We start from the raw sequence: 19801 nt of genomic DNA, 5'->3' as shown, positions 1-19801 counted from the left end.
TGTAAACTAAAATCTTCTTGTCACAACATAAGTTATCGCATTTGTTTGCAGCAGGGCATCTCTATCGTCACGTTCTATGGTATACTTCAAAGGTTTCACCAGCCGCTTCCGTACCTCCCAGCCGTCATACAGCCTGTCTAATTTATGAAGCATTTCTTCTGTCTTAATATTCACTTCCATCATGACATCTAACTTTTTATTTTTCTCGATATCTATTTCTTCTACCTCAGAATTAACAATAATGCAGTTGATGCCATTCTTTTTAGTTCCCTGTGCCATACTTTCGATTACTTTATTAAAAACAGCTTCAGAAGCGACATGCTCTAAAGCAGATACTGCGATAATAAAGTCAAATCTCTCTTTTTTGATTGAATAATCTTCTATATCCCCTGTTTCCAGCTTAATGACTTCTTCCACGTCATATTCCTTACTGTATTGCTTTAATTTTTCCGTTGCCGAAAGCAATAAATCTACGCAGACAACTTTTCCTCTTTCTTTTATTTCTTTTGCTATTGGAATGCTATTCCGGCCAACCCCCGATCCTAAATCCAGAACACGAATATTCGTTTTTTCTTTAAAATATGGCAATTGCTCCATCACTGTTTTAACAGGCTTGTACAGCCAGGAGCCTTTCTCAAACAGCTTATAATTATCATAACATGCATCATGATATTCCTTTTCTTTATTTCTGATGTATTCTACCCTGTTCATTAGAATCTCCCCCCAAGATGGTGTAATACTTTAGTCGTCCTCTGGCTCAAGAAGCAGCCTGCCCCGATCGTTGTAAATTAATTGCTTTCTCGTTTTCCCTGCTTGTTTCAATTTGCTATAGTAACTATTATACAGAATAAACTGAATTTCAGGAGGGTTCTTATGTCAGACAAAGTATCATTACAATTACCAGAAGCATTGGAGCAATACCGCTCTATCATTCAAGAGACGATGAACCCGGTTGTGAAGGTTTCTACTACAGAGCGGGAAACATCTTTATTCGAGAGTAAATTTGCAGGTAATCCGTATTTCCCTGTTTCGATGGAGTATCCTAAAAATGAAGAGGGAAATCCTTTAAAGCTGCTGGCACAAATTAATTTTGACGAGGTTCCTGTTCATTTGCCGCATTTCCCTCATACAGGAATTTTGCAATTTTATATCGATGGTTATGATGATGTTCTCGGAATGGATTTTGATGATGGCCAGAATCAAGCTGGTTTTCGTGTTATCTATCACAAAGATATTATTCAGGATGACTCACAATTAGTGCAGGATTTTTCTTTTGTAACCGTTCCAGAGGATGAGTTATTTTTCCCCGTAGAACAGGAGATGGGATTATCCTTTGAAATAGGCTCAGAAGCTATCACAGTAAGTGATTATCGTCGTGACAAGGTTTACGCAGATATATTTGATAAAATAAACAAAGATGAAAACCTGGAAGAAGAATTTTTCCAGCAATTCAGCGGGAAAGGTCATAAACTGGGCGGCTATCCATTCTTTACACAGGAAGACCCGCGTGCATATGGAGATTATCAAGAAAATGATATACTGCTGCTGCAAATCGATAGTGCCGGCGGTAACATTATGTGGAGCGATTCCGGTGTTGGAAATTTCTTTATCTCTGAAGAGGATCTGAAAGATAGAAATTTTAGTAACGTGCTTTATAATTGGGATTGTTATTAAAATGATGCCTGTGTTGTTCTCATGTAGAACAGCACAGGCATTTTACGTATTAATAAATAAATTCGTTTCCCGCTGATCACTCCCAGCTTGTATCCAATTTATCTGCATAGAAAGTAATTGCTTTGGAAAACTTCCGAATATCCACATCATTTGTCGTTTCCGCAAGGTTTTTTAACAAAAGCTCCATCGCCTGATTGTGCTCTTTTAAATTATATAACGTCATCGAATAGAATACCTGAATCGCTTTATTATCTGGAAATAAATCCATTCCCTTCAAAAATGTTTCCTTCGATTTTTCATACTCTCCCAATGTCCGATAAGTACTTCCAAGCCCTAATAAAGCATCTTCTAAGATCCTTTCTTCTAAGCCCAGCTGAATTGCTTTTTCATAGTATGGCACAGCACTTCTTTCTTCTCCCAAAATATCATGACTCCAGGCACATTGATAGTTGAGAAAAGCATTGTCCGGATTTTGTTCTAACAGCTTTAATATAATATTTCTGGATTGGTCCGCATTCCCTTTTTCTCTTAGTTCAATAGCCTGCTGTAATTGTTTGTTTAACTGTGGATCATCTTGATAAAAATGCTCATTCATCTGCTTCACCTCTCTTTAATCCCTTTCCCGGCAAAAACCGTCGTTTTCGTCTCCTCAGGCGTAACCAGCACCGGCCAATAAAATGCACCATCGCGCCAGCCCTGTTCCTCTGAACCATTCTGTCTTATCAACATTAATGATGGGATGACCCTGGCCAGATTTCTAGCTATTTTCAATTCATCCTGCTTCGTATCCGGTGCATCCTCAAACCGGCCGGTGCTTTTTCGAATACGCGCCATATTGCGATTCTGGCGTAAAATCACCCAGACATATCCCTTTCGATTGGTATCTGTATCCTCTGATAAATAATTCATCACAGCACAATATGTTTCCAGATCCCACTCGTAGCCATCTTCGAATTCATAGGTCTGATAAATCATTTCCAGCAGCTCTTGCATTTTTTCTTTTTTAATCAGGAAACAGCGGGCATCTTTTGGATGTACTGCTTTTGCTGTTTGCTTCATCGTTTCTACATACCTATCTATTTTCTTCATCTGCCGCTCCAGATAGCTCTTCGCAATCGTTTGAAAACCTGTTGGCAGCATTCGTTTACCCGGCTTCAACATTTGCACGCTTGATAATAAAATTTTATTTGGATTACATGGCAAAATCGTATTATCGATATCCTTTTGAATAAAGGTCACTTCTCCGCTGTTTGCCCCGGATTCAAATGCTCTGCGCAGCTCTGTATCAAATTCATGCATCTGCTCCATCACATCATAGATACGTTTTGTTGTATAAAAACGGGTAACTGCAATATCTGCAAATGGACGGGCTCCATACATCCGGGAATGCTGTAAAACTGTATCCTGCTGAAACTTTTGCGGGTTTCTGCCATAATAGAAGCCGATTAAATTTTTTATCGTAATACCACGGTCGAGAATTTGCCCGCCAATAAAGAAGTTTAGCGGCGTCCGTAATTTCAGCTCTCCTGATTTGTCTAGTAAATTATCGACATCCTGCTCGGAGTTTACGATTTCAATCAACAGCTCTTCTTCTATCAACGCATCACGAACGCTGGAAAGAACGTCGTCAAAGGCTGGAAAATACATCCCCTTCATTTGTGAGCGCACAAAATCCTGATAAGCTGTACGAACTAACTGGTCAAAGATGGGATCTTCCTTCTCTATTGCTGCGCGGAGCTGCTCCTCCATATGAAGCATTACCTCTTCCTGCCATTGATGAGCAGCCTTAGTGGTAATGGTATGCATAATAAACGCATATTTTTCAAGACGTTGACCCATCCTTTCCTGTTGAATATTACGAATTTTACTGCCGACAATAAAATGAATCAGCGCACTGCGAATGCCTTCGTAGCGTTCACCTGTAAGCAGATGATTCACTTTTACTTTACGTCTGTCACTTTTTCTTAAAATCTGAAGCTCTTCTTCCTGAATCTCATGGTATAAATAACTTGCCATATGTCCATCTTCTTTAGACTTTTCAAAATACATTTCTCCGCCGACATACTTATCATGCACCGGTACTAATTCTGTAAAAGCCGGCCGCTTCGGTTGAAAAGCTTTATGCTCATGAATCGTCATGTCATCCGGCTGGAGATATAACGAATATGGTGTTGCTGTTACCTGCAGATAAGCGGCATCACTTAACCTGGCACGAATATCATCAATTTGCCCGGCGATTACCTTCAAATCAATAATATTTTTATCCTTCACATTGTCATACGCGACCGAAGCGAAATCTGCTTCATCATCAATGAATAAGATTTTTCTTGCGGTCAGATCCGGATACATTTCAAATAAGAGACTTTCTAAGCGCTGCATATTTTTCTTTTCTTTTTTTAGGACAATAACAAGTTTTTTTCTTAACTCAAATTTGCGGAGCTTTACCGGCATTTTCATAATGTCATAGACAGCTAATTTATCCTCCTCTATGCATTCTGAAAACTCCCCTTCGATTCTTTCAAAGGTCTGCTTAACAAGTGCATTCGAATTCTTTGTTAAAATAATCGCAGCATCAAAACCATTATCAAATCCTAACCCCACAGAACCAAGAAAAGAACGCGTTTTTCCTGACTGAATATGTCCCAAAAGCATGCCAGGTTTTTTCGATGTGGTGGAAGTTTCCAATAGCTGAGTGACTGTATTCTTCATTACATTTATTTCTTCTGTTTTATAATTATTTTTCTTAGAAACCAGGGAAAAGAATATCCCATTCGTTTTTAGTACTGTTGAACTGGCTGTTTTCATATTTATTTCCTTACTTTCTTTAAACATATAAAAAAGCGGCCTGAGCAGCCACCCTTCCGTTTTTGTTAAATTTTAATTATGTCTCCGTTGCTTCTTTAAATATATCATTTTTAGATAATGTACTCAATCTATCCTAAAGTAGAGAACCTGCTGCTCAACATATTATAAACTAATGAATACATCTCAATCTTATCTGTCTTCCTGTTTATTCCTGATGCTTATTTCAGCCATGTTCTTGCTAGATTCGAAAAGAAAAGCTACAATTAGAAACGGAATAAAAGCTGGATTCTTCTTATGACAGCTATCGCTTTATAAAGAATACAGCCTTTTAAAATAAGACAACAAGCTCCTTCTATCCTATATAGAAGGATTTTATTAGTTTATAAAGATAAAGGATACAGCAATATACTTTATCCTTTTTTGACCGTAAATAATGAGGAGTTATCAATATGAGTAAAGTAAAGAACGAAAGCTATTATAAGATTCTTGGTACAACAGCAAATATTGGTCAGGCAAGAATCGGGGAAAAATACCTGGAGGCTTTAGAGAAACATCCGCAGGAAGCCGATCCGGAAGGCTATGCTAAAGTGCAGGAAGCTTACGAGATTTTAAATGATCCGGAGAAAAGAGCTGCCTATGATACTGCCCGCAAAAATGGCAAGAAGACAGACAAGCAAACGAAAAAAACGGATGCAGCTGTGTCTGTAAATGAGGAGCAAAATAATACATCTGCAGCAGACTCAGAAGCAAATGAAGCCAAACAGTTTGATGAGGCGGAGCAATTAATCATTGCTGCTAAGAAAGCAATGGATAACGACGATAACAAAAAGGCCTTTGAAATCTATAAAAAATTAAATCAGCTCGTACCTGACAGTGGAGAAATTAAGTTCAAGCTGTTAAAACTGGCAAGTCTAAATGATGATGTCGATGAGATGGAAAAGATTTTTTCAGAAATCATTCCTCTTACTGCAAGCGATGAAGAACTGCAGGTTATCTATACTTTAAAAGCCGATATTTATCAAAATAACGGTTATCCGGATATGGCTATTGAAACATATCAAAGCTTATTGGACAGATTTTCTGAACAAACAGCCATGTTCGCTCCAGCACTTGCACATCTCTATATCCAAACAGACCAGTTTGATAAAGCGATGTATTTAATGGAACAATCCCAGCCAACAGAAGTGGATGATACCAAAACAAAATCAGCATTTTATTTATCCTGGATTAATATCATTATTACCACAGAAAAACGGGCTGTATTACCTAAGGTATTATCAAAATTTAAAAAGCATCTGAAAAATATCTCTGATGAAGACGATTTAAAAAAATTGCAAGATGAACTGATGGAACAATATATGTATTTTCATAAAGGGGCTTTATTTCAAGAGGCTGAAATTTACATCGACTTGGCCGGCATCATTACGCAGAATAAAAATAGTGACGTAAAAAAAGCGCATCACGAAACAAAAAAACAAGCACGGCTGCAAAAAGAGATCACCAAGCTCTCCCGGGATTTACATGCTTATCAGCTGCTTTATTACAGAGCATATGAATGGTTCTATTCCGGAAAAATAGCGGCAACTAAAATAATTGCGGTCATCAATGAACTGCCTGCTTATCTCAGACAGCAGCTTGAGGGTGACAAAGAGAGCTATGCTGCAGGTATCCTGCAATTGAAGAAAAAATATCCGCTTATTTATAAAACCTATCAGGATAAGTGGGACAGCCTGTTTGAACAATTAACTGAAGGGCTCAGCCGCCAGGAGAAAAGAAATTTACGGAAAAAGAAATAATCTGTTTCCCATCATACCAGCCGGAAGCCTTCACAACTAACTATCTGTTGAAGGTTACGGCTTTCTTTTTTAAGTTAAATGAGATTTTATCAGTTATTTTATTATATAAAAATTGTTTAAACACACATTACAAAAGAAAAATGCTGAAATTACATTCCCTCTTCTGCTTCCCGCAGCATCTCTAGTATAATAAGATTATGCTGCCTGAAATCAGTAAATATCCTGTGAGTAATACAGCTGTTATTTATTTCATCTGATCTTAAAGGAGTGGTTTTATGGAATACCCATTGCATAAAATAAAAGAAACCATTAGCCATATTGAAGATTATAAACTACCCCAGCAAGCTTATTTAATACTTAAATCCGCTATCCGGGAATTAATACTGTCGCCGGGAAGCATGTTTTTAGAACGTGAAATAACAGCATTTTTAGAAATGAGCAGAACGCCTGTAAGAGAAGCCTTTGTCCGTCTGGAAACGGAAGGATTAATACGCCTGGTTCCCCGTAAAGGATTTGTTGTAGAGCCTATACGCCCGGAAGATTTGCAAGAAATCTACAGTGTTATCGTAGCGCTTGACGGGATCGCAGCTGAAGCCGCTACAGAACATGCAACATACAAAGATATTCAAAAGCTGCAGCATATGATTGATGAACAACTGGAAGCATTGGACCATGAAGATTTAGAACGCTGGTCAAAGCTGGACGATTTATTCCATCGCCGAATTTTAAAATTAGCTTCCAATCAAAGGCTGTCTAATACTTATGAAACATTCGATGACCAATGTCACCGGGCCAGACTTTATACGATTCATCAAAGACCCTTGCCTACACAATCGATTCAGGAGCATAAAGCGATTGTTGCCTGCATGATCGCCAACAATGAGCAAGCCGCAAAATATGTTATGCAAGAGCATCGAAATAGATCACATATTGAAATTTTAAATGTTCTACGCAAAGAAAAATAGAGCAGAGAATCCGTCTCTGCTCTATTTTTAATGAATACATTAATAAAGTTATTTATATAAAAATATTTAATTTTAATATTTTATTGACATTAACGTATACATTGTTTAAGATATACATAACTTAATAAAGGGGGAAGCGTGATGACAAAAACGTTTAAACTTGCAGTAATTCCAGGAGATGGTATTGGGAAAGAGGTAATTGCAGCGGGTATGAAAGTATTGAGTTACCTGGAGGAACAATCAAACGATAAATTCAAATTTGAAAGCGATTACTTCGATTGGGGAAGTGATTACTATATAGAACATGGGAGCATGATTCCAGAAGATGGTGTAGAAACTTTAAAAGATTATGATGCGATTTATTTTGGAGCTGTCGGTGACCCTCGTGTTCCGGATCATGTCAGTTTATGGGGACTGCGTATAGCTATTTGTCAAGGTCTGGATCAATGGGCAAATATCAGACCGGTTGAATTTTTGCCAGGAGTTCAGCATCGTATTGCCCATCCAGATCCGGAAAGTCTCAATTGGATCCTAGTACGAGAAAATTCAGAAGGTGAATACTCTGGGATTGGCGGAAGAAATTTCAGTGCACGCCCTGACGAAAGAGAAGTAGCAATTCAATCTTCCATTTTTACAGAGTATGGTTGCGAACGTATTATCCGCTTTGCATTCGATCTTGCGCGCACAAGAAAAAGAAAGAAAGTAACCAGTGTTACAAAAAGTAATGCACAACAATACGGAATGGTTTTATGGGATGAGGTATTTGAACGTGTCAGTAAAGAATATCCGGATGTAGAGACTGACCAATGGCTTGTGGATGCGATGGCGGCTCAATTTGTACTTAATCCAGAAAGCCTTGAAGTCGTAGTAGCATCTAATTTATTCGCTGATATTCTATCCGATTTGGGAAGTGCTCTGGCAGGGAGTCTGGGTATTGCATCGAGTGCTAACCTGCAGGTTGATAAGCGCTTCCCGAGCATGTTCGAATCTGTACATGGATCAGCTCCGGATATCGCCGGAAAAGGTGTAGCCAACCCAATTGGTACCATTGCCAGCGCTGCTTTAATGCTGGAAGACTTAGGACTTCACGAAGAAGCAAGTAATCTACATGAAGCTATACGCCGGACAACCGCACAAGGAATTATTACTCGCGATATTGGCGGAACAAGTAATACCGAAGAAATTACAAATGCAATTATTGAAAATCTGACCTTATAATTTAGTTCCAACACTTTAAAACTGACCAATGATAAAGGGTACTGAGATAGATTTATCTGAGTACCTTTTTTCAAAAGAAGGGAATGCGTGAAAGTATTCACTGCTGTAGATTCTTTTAATGGATGACCTATAATTCTTTCAAACAAGAGAAATCCATGGCATACAACTTACATACATGTGAGCGAAACAATTATGCATGCAACAGAACATAAAGCAGTTAATGTTGTTATTATTCTTAGCGACAGCACAGCAATTGTGTTGAGAACCGGCATTTCTTTTATAAAAGCGATATCAAAATATACTTATCTATTGTTTTTATCATTCAAACTATAAAACAAGCTATACGATAATTACCAGTATAGATAACTATCAAATATATATCACAACAAATGGTCAATGGAGCAGGCTCACAAATTTTCAACTTATAAAACTGTTATACTTTAGGAGGAATTATATTATATGAGTCCTGAAATGATTACTTTACTATTTTTAATATTTGCTATTGTTATGTTTGCAATGGAAAAGATTCCACTGCCTATAACAGCAATGATTGTTGCAGTTGGTTTAATATTAACTGGCGTTCTAGATCCAAGTGAGGCTTTTAGCGGTTTTGTTAATAATAATGTATTGTTATTTATTGCCATGTTTATTGTAGGAGCAGCTTTTTTTGAGACAGGAATGGCCCAAAGATTCGGAAGTATTATTACAAGATTTGCAAAAACTGAACGCATGTTAATAGCCGTTATTATGATTATCACCGGAGCCCTTTCCGGTCTGCTATCAAATACAGGCACTGCCGCTGTTTTCATTCCAGTTATAATTGGAGTTGCAGCAAAATCAGGGTTTGCCAGATCACGGTTACTTCTTCCACTAGTGTTTGCAGCAGCTATGGGAGGAAATTTAAGTTTAATTGGTGCCCCTGGAAATATGATTGCCCAATCTGCTTTACAGGATATCGGACTGTCATTTGGATTTTTTGAATACGCAAAAGTTGGATTGCCTATTTTAATCATTGGTATCTTATACTTCTGCTTTTTTGGTTACCGTTTACTCCCAAATCGAAAGGATCAAACAATAGATGATGATTCTGTTTTTAATCAGCAGGTTGATTATTCGAAAGTGCCAAAATGGAAGCAATATATGTCCCTGATTGTCCTTATCCTAACTGTACTGGCAATGATTCTGGAAGATGTTATCGGAGTACCATTACATGTTTCTGCATGGGTCGGTGCATTAATTTTAGTAGCATCAAGAGTCATTACTGAAAAAGCGGCAATGAAATCAATTGATATGAGCACCATACTTTTATTTGTCGGTTCTTTAGCATTAGCTACCGCAATTGACAGTACCGGAGCAGGAGCAACAATTGCACATTCTCTGATCGGTCTGCTAGGTGACACACCATCACCATATTTATTGCTGTTTTTGATCCTGGCAATATCCGCTGTTATGACAAACTTTATGTCCAATACAGCGACAACTGCTTTATTGGTACCAATCAGTTTATCGATTGCAAGCTCTATTGGCGCAGATCCAAGAGCTGTATTGATGGCAACAGTAATCGGAGGTTCTTTAGCATTTGCAACCCCAATCGGTATGCCTGCAAATACAATGGTTTACGGTATAGGTGGTTATAAATTCATGGACTATGTTAAAGCTGGAGCTCCACTGGTATTAGTTTCAGTAATTGTTTCCATGGTATTGCTTCCTATTCTCTTCCCGTTTTATCCTTAATATGAAAAGAAGAAGACTGGACTCTTAGGAATCCAGCCTTCTTCTTTTCTGCTATTCTATCTCCAAATACTTCATTCTTCCTTATCCAAAGGAACTGGCGGCCGATCCCCAAGTGGAATCTTCCAGTACCACCATTTAAATATTCTTGCTATGATAATACAGGCGATCGAAATTGCTAAATAAATTCCAACAAATGCCCAATGCTGGCCTGTCATCAGCATAATTGGCCCTGCTGACCATGCAAATAGCTCCAGAGGAGTGTTCAACGGACCAACAATCGCTGTATCTGTCAGTGTTTTTGATTTATTATTCGGATCAATAACTCTTAATAATGTAAGTCCAATTGCAAAAACTCCTGTAGAGTAGCCGTATACAAAGATAGAACGTTCAAACCAGCTTTCATAGTTCATACCAGGTCCAATAAACACAAGTGTCAACACAACGACAACAAGACCCGAAAGCATTAATAACGTTAATGGCAGCCAGTATTCTCTAACAACCGGTAGTTGAATAGAGGCTACACCGAAGAATACAAGATAATCCGTTGCAGAACTGCCGATACGGTCTACCACTTTACTGTCCACATATTTATAAATACCTTTTTTCCCTCTTCCAAGGACAACATACATCAGCAACGCAATAATAAATGCAATCGTAAATGTCGGAAATTCTAAATTCCAGGTCTCCGCAATATAGTTATTTAGTAAATAACCTAAGCCGGCAGGGACCACTAATAATGCTACATGAAAAGCCAGCGGGTCAAGCGCAATAGGCGAAACCGTATCATCACCCATCGATGTCCGATTTTCAGGCTTTACTAAGCCGGTTTTCAAATCCTCTGAAATCTCTGAGAAATCTTTCACATACTGCGTATATCCTTTTCTTGTCGCCCACTTGATAAAAATAAGCCCTCCAAAAATACCAATAAGCATCCCACCGGTAGCTGCTGTCATACCTAAATCGGTGGCATTTTCCCAGCCTAGGTTTTCAAAAGTTGTTCCTATGGCTGCTGCCGTCCCATGTCCTCCATAGAACCCGGCAGCCAGCAGTAATCCAAATCCATAATTAATCTCTGGAATAAATTTTGAAATAATAATGATTGCAAAAATAATCGGAATAGACATTTGAAGTGCGATACCGAGAATCTTATAAATCGCATAGGCACCCATCCGGTTCAGATCTTTCTTCATGTTGCCCGGAGAAAAGGAAAAACCGTTAATCCCTACCGCCGCAAATACTAGTATAGTAATAACACCCGCATAAGAACCAATATTTTCAGAAAGCGGCAAAACATCTAAAAAGCTGGGTCCCAGGACCAGCCCCAGGAACCCTGCCAGCAAACTCGCCGGAATAAAGCTTCTTTGAATAAATTTCAATTTTGCTCTGAGGAACATTCCTATTAGAATAAGAATACTCGCACAGGCAAAATCTACTAATAATGTGTTTATCGTCATCTAGTCTCCCCTTTTCCTGGTTGCATTAAAGCTCTATAAAATTTGTCGATCTTGTCGGTGTTGCCGGTGATGCAAAGTCAAGTTTTTCCTCTTGTATATGCAACACATCTTCAGGCCGGGCCCAAGGCCGATCTTGAATCGCACTGGTTTCCTCGTGTGTAAGGTAACCTTTATAAGCCGTTAAGCTTCTTCTTAAAAAGCCATCGCGGATACATGCTTCTTTGACACCGTTATTTAAAATAGAACGTAAATGCGGCAATACTGAAGCTGCATAAGCAACGGAAGTAGAATTCGCAATTGCTCCCGGAATATTACTGACACAATAGTGCACCACGCCGTTTTCAATGTAGGTCGGATTCTCATGTGTTGTTTCTCGGAAGGACTCAATTGCACCATCTTCATCATTACTAATGTCCACAATAACAGAGCCCTTCTCCATTAAATAAAGCATTTCGCGATCTATCAGGAAATCTTTATTTTCCTTTGGCCACTTTACACAGTTTATAACCATATCCATTTCTGGCAGCAGTTTTTTTATGTTTTGCTTTGTAGACAGCTGAGTGTTTACTTTTTCGTTATATGTTTTGCCAATATCTCGAAGTACACCGTAATTCACATCCATTACTGTGCACCATGCGCCTAATGATTGCAGCACCTGCAATGCAGACTGTCCTACCAATCCGCCTCCCAGGATCAGCACTTTCATACCAGGAGCTCCAGCAAGTCCACTCACAAATTTTCCTTTTCCGCCATTAATGGTCAGCATGGCATTTAATCCCATTAATGCTCCCTGTTTTCCTGCTGCTTCACAGTTAACAGAGCCAAAGCGATGCGAATCCTCTGCTGTGAAGGCTACACTCTTGCTGTCAAGAATAGCCTGTACCTGTTCCGGATGAGCTGCCGGATGGATACACGTATATACAATTTGGTTTTCTCTTAATAATCCATACTCACTTTCTTCAATTTCTTTCACCTTGGCAAGAAAATCACAGCGTTTGTACATCTCCTCAATGGAATCAACAATTTCAGCACCCTCCTGTTCATATTGTTCATTAGTAAAACCAGCTGACAAACCGGCATCTTTTTGAATCAAAACAGTGTGTCCATCCTCTTTAATGGCTGCTGCCTCGACTGGTGTTAATATCACACGGTATTCTCCTATTTTTGTATCCTTTAATACACCAAAAATCATTTGTATTCCTCCAATATCTTTGTAAAGACTGTTTACATGGCAAATTTTATTCTGCCAATTGCCTAAGCCATGCAATTTTAATCGTTAAACATGTCCTGCAATATACATTTTGTAAAAGTTGTTTATATCCTTGTCTCTAAATGTCGATTTAATTATTATACCAATTATTTTAGTCAGTTTCTAATTATTTTTGATTTTCAGATAGAGGAAAGGAAAATAGAATTAATCGTTGGAAACAGTCAATTTATAAGCCAATTCATCTTTCTGCAGGATGAATTGGCTTTTTCTATTTTTTAAGGTGTAACCTGCTTTACCCATACCTGCAAGATTATTTCTCCCTACTAAAATCCACTCCTTATCCTTTCAGGTTTATTTATCTTTCAAGAAAAACAGATAACCGCCATAAGCAATCTAAAGGATAAAGAGAGAACTCACAATTTCATTAAGGGTATTGATATTCGTATGGTAAAGAACCTTAGAAATAAGTCAACTTTCCAATCAAAAACAGCCGTAAATTCATAAATTTGTAACACCCAATCAGAAATAAAGTAAAACAAACTACTTCTGATATACTTCTATTAAAATTCATTTTATAATTAAAATATCCAAATATTAAGAATGCATTTTAATAAAGGAGGTTCCACAAATGTACATAATTCAGAAAGGAAAGTACCTTTGGCTTCTAATGATTGTTCTAATTTTGAGCAGTAATTACATACTGTACCAGACCTCAATAGGAGCAACTATTCTACCACCGGAAGCTAACCCTGCCGTATTAGGCTCGCTATTTGATTTAATTATTATGGCGCCAATATTTTTTATGCTGTATAGAAAGAAATTCTCCATTAAAACTGCTATTCTGCTGGCTGCAGCCGGATGTATATTAGCAAGGCTTTTTATCCCCACTCACTTGTTAAACCCTTTTGCAACAATCACTTGGGCCGGAATAGCCGTAGAAGCTGCCTTGATTACCTTCGAGCTTTTATTTGTTATTGCTTTTTTCCGGTATCTGCCCAGGATTATACAAAAAGTGAAAGCAAGCTCATTACCTGTTATTTTTTCTTTTCCAAACGCAGTGGACAAATATGTAAAGAACAACCCGATTATTCATGTGATATGTTCAGAGTCCTTAGCGTTTTATTATGCACTTTGCAGCTGGAAGAAAACACCTCCCGACGGAATAACACTGCATAAACAATCAAACTTTATTGCCTTTCAAATAATGATGATCCATGCAATTATTATTGAAACCTTTGCTATTCACTGGTGGCTCCATAGCAAATCGGTTGTTATTTCCATTATTCTATTAATACTTAATGTCTACTCCGTAATTTTCTTGATAGCTTGTATTCAATCCATCCGTTTAAATCCAATATATACGGATGAAAAAGCTCTATATGTATCATTCGGAATAATAAAACGTGTTAAAATAGATTTTCAGGATATTGAGAGCATCATTGAGAATGATACCGTTTTGAAAAGTAAAATATCAAAGGATACTATTGATTTTGTAGCAAGAGACTTTGAGCAGGTTTATCCGGATATGATTTTAAAAATGAAAAAACCCGTAAAAGCAACTGTGTTTATGGGTATTCAAAAGGAGTACTCAAAGATAGCTATTAAATCGGATGCCCCAGACAGATTGAAAGCTATTGTTTTAAATAAAATCAGTAACAAGACTTAAAAATAGACTGTTAAAATAACTCCTGAAAGAAGTTGTATACTTCTACAGGAGTTATTTTTATATCGTGTTATCTCATCTTTTAAAGTGTTCGCAATACATCAGCCTCATTATTAATAACTGCAATCGTAACTTTTCTTGATTATTGCTATAATGGATACGCAATGTTTTCAACGATGAGATGAAAGGAAGTACATAAAATGAAATACGATGTGATTTTTTTTGATATAGATGATACATTATTTGACTTTGGCAAATCAGAAAAAGCAGCTTTACATAAAACATTTGAAGTGTTTGGACTGCCTGATGGTCTTGTAGATTACCGGGCAAGCTACCGCGAAATCAGTAATGTGTTATGGGGAGAATTAGAGCAGGGGAAACTGTCAATAACAAAGTTGGGTGTGGAGCGGTTCAGACGTTTATTTGCAGCGTATAATCTTCAAATTGATGGCGCAGATTTTAACCATGCTTATCTCGAAATTTTAGGTAAGGAAATATACCTGGTAGACGGTGCTGTAACGTTATTTGATTCTCTTCCGGAACAGCGTTCAGCAATTATCACAAATGGATTTAAGCATGTACAACTATCCAAGCTGGGAAATTCCCCACTTCAGAATGTTTTTGAAGCAGTCATTATTTCAGAGGAGACAGGATTCCAAAAGCCTGACAGCCGAATTTTTGATTATGCTTTTTCCAAGCTCAGGCTTACAGAAGAAGCCAATGCATTAATGGTTGGGGATTCCTTGACATCTGATATACAGGGTGGGATAAATTTTGGAATGGATACATGCTGGTTTAACCCTGAGCATAAAGAAAACAAGATTGGTATCCAGCCGACATATGAAATTGATCATTTAACGGAGCTTATCACCATTGCAAAATAAAAAAAGAGCAAGGATAGACTTTTCCTCTATCCTTGCTCTTTCATTTAATAAAATGATTTTCCATACTATTATAGTAAGTTTTTCCATATTTTACTTTTATTCTTTTTTAAATTCCTTTGTGCTTCTCACTGTGTCAATTGGCCGTACTGCTTTTTCAATTTGTTCACGTTTTGCTTCCAGAAATGGAGGAAGCGACAATTTTTCTCCAAGTGTTTCATAAGGCTCGTCTCCCATGAATCCAGGTCCGTCTGTTGCAAATTCAAATAAAATTTGCGGTGCCACTCTTGCATATAAAGATTCAAAGAAATGACGATTCACATATCCAGATGTATGGAATCCAAGATCATTCATCCGCTTAATCCACTCTTCCAGTACAGAACGATCTTCTACACGGAACGCAGCGTGATGTACTGTACCATAGCCTTGGCGGGCTTCGGGCAGAATATTGTTATACTCTGCAATTACAGAAGATCCATTTCCGCCTTCCCCAACTTCAAACAAATGAAAGGAGCCTTCTTTTGCTGTTTCCTTAAACATTAACGCTTTTTCCATCATTTCTTTAAAGTAATCAAAATTTGCAATTCGAACAAAGACAGGACCCAGGCCGGTAATCGCATATTCCAATGGAACTGGGCCTTTTTGCCAAGGCGTACCCGCTTCCACTCCTTCATCCAGTTCATCTGAAATTAATTGATATTGCTGGTCATCAAAATCAACAAAGGAAAGTGTTTTCTTGCCGAACTGTTCTTGAATCCCTTTATGCTTCACCTCTAAACGCTCAAAACGTTTTACCCAATAATCTAATGCGGCATCACTTGGTACGCGGAAGGACGTTTTAGAAATTTCATTTGTACCATGCACTCCTTTTGGAATACCGGGGAAATCAAAGAAGGTCATATCTGTACCAGCACTGCCTTTATCATCTGCAAAGAATAGATGGTACGTTTGAATATCATCCTGGTTCACTGTTTTTTTCACTAAACGCATGCCTAAAACATAAGTGAAAAATTCATAGTTTTTTTCTGCACTGCTTGTAATTGCTGTTACATGATGGATTCCTTTTAATTGATTCATATTATTTTGCCTCCTGGAAATCGTTTTTTTATTTCTTTTTCTTTATTCTATTGGAGCTAATCTCGCTTCAATTTCTGTCCGACGATCTTCTAAAAATGGTGGTAAATCAAGTCTTTCTCCTAAATGCTCCACATCTCCATCAACGGTAAATCCCGGGCCATCTGTTGCAATTTCGAATAAAATACCATTGGATTCTCGGAAATATAAGCTTTTAAAATAGAAGCGGTCGACAATGCCGGATGAATGGAAACCGCGTGCTTTTACTTGTTCATCCCAAAATTTCAGCTCTTCATCATTTTTCACACGGATAGCTAAATGGTGAATGCTTCCACGCCCTGGTCTTTCGGACGGCCCCTCTAAATATTTCACAACGATTTCTCCAAAAGCCTGCTCCGGCACAGATTGAAAAACAGCTTCCCGTTCATTCCGGATCACTTCTGTATAACCAAGCATATCTGTTAATGTGGATGCTAGCTTATCTAATCTTCTTACTGTTATTTCCACGGAGCCCATTCCTTGAATCTGGTGTGCGGCTGGAACATCAGACTTTTCCCAGGTTTCCCAATGGTCTACTTTTTCTCCATTTGCAGCAATCAACACCATTTGCAGCCCTTCCGGATCCTCAAATTTCATCGCAGTACGATGGGCATACGATGTTACCCCACCGTGCAATACATTGTACTTATCAAATCGCTCTTCCCAATAATGCAGGCTATCCTCTGATGGAACCAATAAGCCGATTCGGGTAATTGCATTTGTTCCCCGATGAGTATTACCAACCATCGGAATCTCAAAAAAGGTCAGCTCTGTACCTGGACTTCCTGTTTTATCACCGTAAAATAGATGATACATAGAAGGATCGTCCTGATTCACCGTCATTTTTACACGACGCAAACCAAGTACTTCACGATAAAATCTATTATTTTCGTTTGCATTTTTTGTAACCATCGAAATATGATGGTGTCCTGGAATAGTATACATAAACCATTACTCCTTTATCAGTTTACTAGTCAAGTTATGATTAAAAAATAATAAAACTATTATTTTTTTAGTTTTCTTTCTGTATTCTTCTGCAGCTTCGACATAAGCATATATAATGTTCTTTGCTCTTCTTCTGTTAAACAATCATTGACAACAGAAGTTTGAAAAGCCAGCTGATGTTCAAAAACTTCCTCTATCTTAGCTTCTCCTTTTGCTGTCAGGCTGATCCATTTTGTTTTCCAATCCTGCTTCCGCTGGATATATCCTTCCTGTTCCAGCCGTGTTAGCATACGTGAAATACCGCCTTCTGATACCGTCACCCGGTCAGCAAGATTACTTTGTGTAAGAGGCTGATAAGACCAGACCTGGTTTAGCACATCAAATTGAGCAACTGTAATACCAAATTGCTTTAGAAAATCATTAGACAACAGATTACTTTGATGCATAAAACGGGCAATACGCAGCCAAATTAATGACCCAAGTGTATTTTTTTTCATCCGTCTCATCTCCTTTCGTTAATATCATTTTACACCTCAAGTGATAAAAATGCAACAATTTTATATTTAATTAAAGATATTTTCATTTCTTGTTCAAAGAATACCTATAAACGAAAAAAGGCCATCCTTTATACAGATAACCTTCCACCACGATCTTGATTAATTAATATTTAAGAATATATCAGCTTATTTAAAGACATCATTTCTAATAATCCAAGAGCAGCCTCTCCACCTTTGTTACCTGCTTTTGTACCGGCTCTCTCCAACGCCTGTTCAATGGTTTCAGTGGTCAGAACACCAAAAATAACTGGAATTTCTACATTCAGGCCAATTTGAGCAATCCCTTTGGCTGCTTCATTACTGACCAGCTCATAATGAGTGGTTGCACCGCGTATAACCGCTCCGAGTGTAATAATGCCATCGTACTTTTTTGTTTTTTCCACCTGCTTTGTGATATATGGAAGCTCGAAAGCGCCCGGCACCCAATAAACATCGATGTCTTCTTCTTTTACTCCATGTCTTTTTAAAATATCCTTGGCACCTTCCAGCAGTTTAGAAGTGATCAGTTCATTAAATCTTGAAATAGTTATCGCTACTTTCATTTGCTCTCCATGGAACATTCCTTCATATACAGTCATAATTATTCTCCCTCCATAGATAATAAATGATGAAACTTATCTTTTTTTATCTTTAAATAGTGTTTATTTTCGTTATAAACGGTTGTTTCTATCGAAATCCGTTCAGCCACCTCAATACCATATTGCTGTAATTCTTTCACTTTATCCGGATTATTCGTCAGTAAACGTATTTTCGATATTCCTTCTTTTTTCAGTAACCATGCAGCAATGTCATAGCGTCGTTCATCAGGAAGGAATCCAAGAGAAACGTTAGCTTCATAGGTGTCTGAACCCTGTTCCTGTAATTCATACGTTTTTAATTTATTGAGCAGTCCAATTCCCCTTCCTTCCTGCCTCAGGTACAGTACGGCACCTTGCCCTTCAGCTGCAATCATTTCCATTGCTCTTTCCAGCTGTTCACCACAATCACAGCGGTGGGAACCGAATATATCTCCCGTCAGGCATTCCGAATGTACTCTCACTAAGATTGGTTCTTCGCTATCTCTAATCTGCCCCATGGATAATACAAGCTGATCTTTTCCTTCTTTATCCTGATAAAGGGACAAATCAAAGTCTCCATGTTTTGTCGGCAGCTTCACTTTTGCATTTGCCTTGATACTGGAATAAGCCAGATAATCAGCGAGTTCTTCTATAGTAATCAATGGCATATCCCATTCTGCCGCAATTTGTTTTAAATCCTTGAATCGGGCCATCGTTCCGTCTTCCTTTAAAATTTCGCAAATATAGGCTGCTTCGGTATCTCCTGCCAGCTTCGCTAAATCTACTGCTGCCTCTGTATGACCTCTGCGCTCCAACACTCCGCCGTTCTTCGCTATTAACGGAAAAATATGACCTGGTCTGTTGAAATCAGCTGCCCGGCTATCTGTATTTGCGAGCTCCTGAACCGTCTTTGCTCTTTCAAATGCGGAAATCCCAGTGGTTGTCTCCTTATGGTCGACGCTGATGGTGAACGCTGTTTGATATTCATCGGTATTTTCCTTGGTCATTTCCCATAAGTTTAAATCCCTGGCAATTTGTTTGGAGACTGGAGCGCAAATCAATCCCCGGGCATGTTTTGTCATAAAGTTTATTGTTTCGGCTGTGGCTTTACTCGAAAGACCGACTAAATCACCTTCTGCCTCCCGATTCTCATCATCAGCAATAATAATCAATCTTCCGTGCTTCAAAGCTGTAACAGCTGCTTCTATATTTTCAACAGTCATGTTTTC

Annotated in this window: 17 protein-coding genes; 7 read left to right on the top strand and 10 right to left on the bottom strand. The window is 38.2% G+C overall.

The window, feature by feature from the left end:
• Positions 1-6: 6 nt before the first annotated feature.
• The gene (locus IEX29_RS12730; RefSeq protein ID WP_188734807.1) at positions 7-711 is read right to left on the bottom strand and encodes a class I SAM-dependent methyltransferase; all 705 of its coding nucleotides are present in this window, start codon (positions 709-711) and stop codon (positions 7-9) included.
• Between the two features lie 162 nt (positions 712-873).
• Here IEX29_RS12730 and IEX29_RS12725 point away from each other — a divergent pair, with 162 nt between their 5' ends.
• Complete coding sequence (locus IEX29_RS12725) at positions 874-1674, top strand: YwqG family protein (RefSeq protein WP_077604871.1); 801 nt, start codon at positions 874-876, stop codon at positions 1672-1674.
• A 76-nt stretch (positions 1675-1750) separates the two neighbouring features.
• Here IEX29_RS12725 and IEX29_RS12720 read toward each other — a convergent pair whose 3' ends face one another.
• Positions 1751-2269, bottom strand: a complete 519-nt coding sequence (locus IEX29_RS12720) for a tetratricopeptide repeat protein (RefSeq protein WP_077604872.1) — start codon at positions 2267-2269, stop codon at positions 1751-1753.
• A 5-nt stretch (positions 2270-2274) separates the two neighbouring features.
• Positions 2275-4506 carry a Z1 domain-containing protein gene (locus IEX29_RS12715; protein ID WP_229720209.1) on the bottom strand — a complete coding sequence of 744 codons (2232 nt, stop codon included), beginning with the start codon at positions 4504-4506 and terminating at the stop codon, positions 2275-2277.
• 422 nt (positions 4507-4928) lie between these two features.
• Here IEX29_RS12715 and IEX29_RS12710 point away from each other — a divergent pair, with 422 nt between their 5' ends.
• The 4 genes from IEX29_RS12710 to IEX29_RS12695 all read left to right on the top strand — a co-directional run bounded on the left by IEX29_RS12710 (position 4929) and on the right by IEX29_RS12695 (position 10192).
• The gene (locus IEX29_RS12710) at positions 4929-6275 is read left to right on the top strand and encodes a tetratricopeptide repeat protein (RefSeq protein WP_077604873.1); all 1347 of its coding nucleotides are present in this window, start codon (positions 4929-4931) and stop codon (positions 6273-6275) included.
• A gap of 275 nt (positions 6276-6550) precedes the next feature.
• Positions 6551-7240: a GntR family transcriptional regulator gene (locus IEX29_RS12705; RefSeq protein WP_077604874.1), complete on the top strand. Its 690-nt coding sequence runs from the start codon at positions 6551-6553 to the stop codon at positions 7238-7240.
• A 141-nt stretch (positions 7241-7381) separates the two neighbouring features.
• The gene (locus tag IEX29_RS12700; RefSeq protein WP_204799034.1) at positions 7382-8458 is read left to right on the top strand and encodes a tartrate dehydrogenase; all 1077 of its coding nucleotides are present in this window, start codon (positions 7382-7384) and stop codon (positions 8456-8458) included.
• 459 nt (positions 8459-8917) lie between these two features.
• A complete protein-coding gene (locus tag IEX29_RS12695; RefSeq protein WP_188734805.1) occupies positions 8918-10192 on the top strand; it encodes an SLC13 family permease in 1275 nt (424 codons plus the stop codon).
• A 71-nt stretch (positions 10193-10263) separates the two neighbouring features.
• On the opposite strand, the gene IEX29_RS12690 is transcribed toward IEX29_RS12695, so the two are convergent.
• Complete coding sequence (locus IEX29_RS12690; protein ID WP_188734804.1) at positions 10264-11646, bottom strand: sodium/glutamate symporter; 1383 nt, start codon at positions 11644-11646, stop codon at positions 10264-10266.
• A gap of 25 nt (positions 11647-11671) precedes the next feature.
• The gene (locus IEX29_RS12685) at positions 11672-12838 is read right to left on the bottom strand and encodes an alanine dehydrogenase (protein WP_188734803.1); all 1167 of its coding nucleotides are present in this window, start codon (positions 12836-12838) and stop codon (positions 11672-11674) included.
• Positions 12839-13484: 646 nt separating this feature from the next.
• On the opposite strand from IEX29_RS12685, the gene IEX29_RS12680 reads away from it, so the two are divergent.
• Both IEX29_RS12680 and IEX29_RS12675 read left to right on the top strand, forming a co-directional pair.
• Positions 13485-14522 (top strand): beta-carotene 15,15'-monooxygenase, encoded by a 1038-nt coding sequence (locus tag IEX29_RS12680; RefSeq protein WP_188734802.1) that lies wholly within the window; start codon positions 13485-13487, stop codon positions 14520-14522.
• A gap of 197 nt (positions 14523-14719) precedes the next feature.
• Positions 14720-15403, top strand: a complete 684-nt coding sequence (locus IEX29_RS12675) for a YjjG family noncanonical pyrimidine nucleotidase (RefSeq protein WP_188734801.1) — start codon at positions 14720-14722, stop codon at positions 15401-15403.
• A gap of 96 nt (positions 15404-15499) precedes the next feature.
• Here IEX29_RS12675 and IEX29_RS12670 read toward each other — a convergent pair whose 3' ends face one another.
• The 5 genes from IEX29_RS12670 to ribA form a co-directional block, all read right to left on the bottom strand.
• Positions 15500-16477, bottom strand: a complete 978-nt coding sequence (locus IEX29_RS12670; protein ID WP_188734800.1) for a ring-cleaving dioxygenase — start codon at positions 16475-16477, stop codon at positions 15500-15502.
• A 42-nt stretch (positions 16478-16519) separates the two neighbouring features.
• Positions 16520-17458 carry a ring-cleaving dioxygenase gene (locus tag IEX29_RS12665; protein ID WP_188734799.1) on the bottom strand — a complete coding sequence of 313 codons (939 nt, stop codon included), beginning with the start codon at positions 17456-17458 and terminating at the stop codon, positions 16520-16522.
• Positions 17459-17517: 59 nt separating this feature from the next.
• On the bottom strand, positions 17518-17955 hold the full coding sequence (locus IEX29_RS12660) for a MarR family winged helix-turn-helix transcriptional regulator (RefSeq protein ID WP_188734798.1): 438 nt from the start codon (positions 17953-17955) through the stop codon (positions 17518-17520).
• A 170-nt stretch (positions 17956-18125) separates the two neighbouring features.
• Positions 18126-18593 (bottom strand): 6,7-dimethyl-8-ribityllumazine synthase, encoded by a 468-nt coding sequence (gene ribH / locus IEX29_RS12655; RefSeq protein WP_188734797.1) that lies wholly within the window; start codon positions 18591-18593, stop codon positions 18126-18128.
• A 2-nt stretch (positions 18594-18595) separates the two neighbouring features.
• Positions 18596-19795, bottom strand: coding sequence for a GTP cyclohydrolase II (gene ribA, locus IEX29_RS12650; protein ID WP_188734796.1), 1200 nt, complete (start codon positions 19793-19795; stop codon positions 18596-18598).
• Between the last annotated feature and the right edge of the window lie 6 nt (positions 19796-19801).

It is taken from the genome of Oceanobacillus neutriphilus, from assembly GCF_014645515.1.
Lineage (GTDB): Bacteria > Bacillota > Bacilli > Bacillales > Amphibacillaceae > Oceanobacillus > Oceanobacillus neutriphilus.
Note: the sequence above shows the minus strand (reverse complement) of the source record. Positions and strands in the feature narration are given on the sequence as shown.

Bases quoted from the DNA above. Each gene is read 5' to 3' on its own strand.
- IEX29_RS12675 (WP_188734801.1), top strand. From the start codon at position 14,720: ATGAAATACGATGTGATTTTTTTTGATATAGATGATACATTATTTGAC.
- IEX29_RS12720 (WP_077604872.1), bottom strand. From the start codon at position 2,269: ATGAATGAGCATTTTTATCAAGATGATCCACAGTTAAACAAACAATTA.
- IEX29_RS12665 (WP_188734799.1), bottom strand. From the start codon at position 17,458: ATGTATACTATTCCAGGACACCATCATATTTCGATGGTTACAAAAAAT.
- ribH (WP_188734797.1), bottom strand. From the start codon at position 18,593: ATGACTGTATATGAAGGAATGTTCCATGGAGAGCAAATGAAAGTAGCG.
- IEX29_RS12715 (WP_229720209.1), bottom strand. From the start codon at position 4,506: ATGTTTAAAGAAAGTAAGGAAATAAATATGAAAACAGCCAGTTCAACA.
- IEX29_RS12700 (WP_204799034.1), top strand. From the start codon at position 7,382: ATGACAAAAACGTTTAAACTTGCAGTAATTCCAGGAGATGGTATTGGG.
- ribA (WP_188734796.1), bottom strand. From the start codon at position 19,795: ATGACTGTTGAAAATATAGAAGCAGCTGTTACAGCTTTGAAGCACGGA.
- IEX29_RS12690 (WP_188734804.1), bottom strand. From the start codon at position 11,646: ATGACGATAAACACATTATTAGTAGATTTTGCCTGTGCGAGTATTCTT.
- IEX29_RS12660 (WP_188734798.1), bottom strand. From the start codon at position 17,955: ATGAAAAAAAATACACTTGGGTCATTAATTTGGCTGCGTATTGCCCGT.
- IEX29_RS12730 (WP_188734807.1), bottom strand. From the start codon at position 711: ATGAACAGGGTAGAATACATCAGAAATAAAGAAAAGGAATATCATGAT.
- IEX29_RS12705 (WP_077604874.1), top strand. From the start codon at position 6,551: ATGGAATACCCATTGCATAAAATAAAAGAAACCATTAGCCATATTGAA.
- IEX29_RS12680 (WP_188734802.1), top strand. From the start codon at position 13,485: ATGTACATAATTCAGAAAGGAAAGTACCTTTGGCTTCTAATGATTGTT.
- IEX29_RS12695 (WP_188734805.1), top strand. From the start codon at position 8,918: ATGAGTCCTGAAATGATTACTTTACTATTTTTAATATTTGCTATTGTT.
- IEX29_RS12685 (WP_188734803.1), bottom strand. From the start codon at position 12,838: ATGATTTTTGGTGTATTAAAGGATACAAAAATAGGAGAATACCGTGTG.
- IEX29_RS12670 (WP_188734800.1), bottom strand. From the start codon at position 16,477: ATGAATCAATTAAAAGGAATCCATCATGTAACAGCAATTACAAGCAGT.
- IEX29_RS12725 (WP_077604871.1), top strand. From the start codon at position 874: ATGTCAGACAAAGTATCATTACAATTACCAGAAGCATTGGAGCAATAC.
- IEX29_RS12710 (WP_077604873.1), top strand. From the start codon at position 4,929: ATGAGTAAAGTAAAGAACGAAAGCTATTATAAGATTCTTGGTACAACA.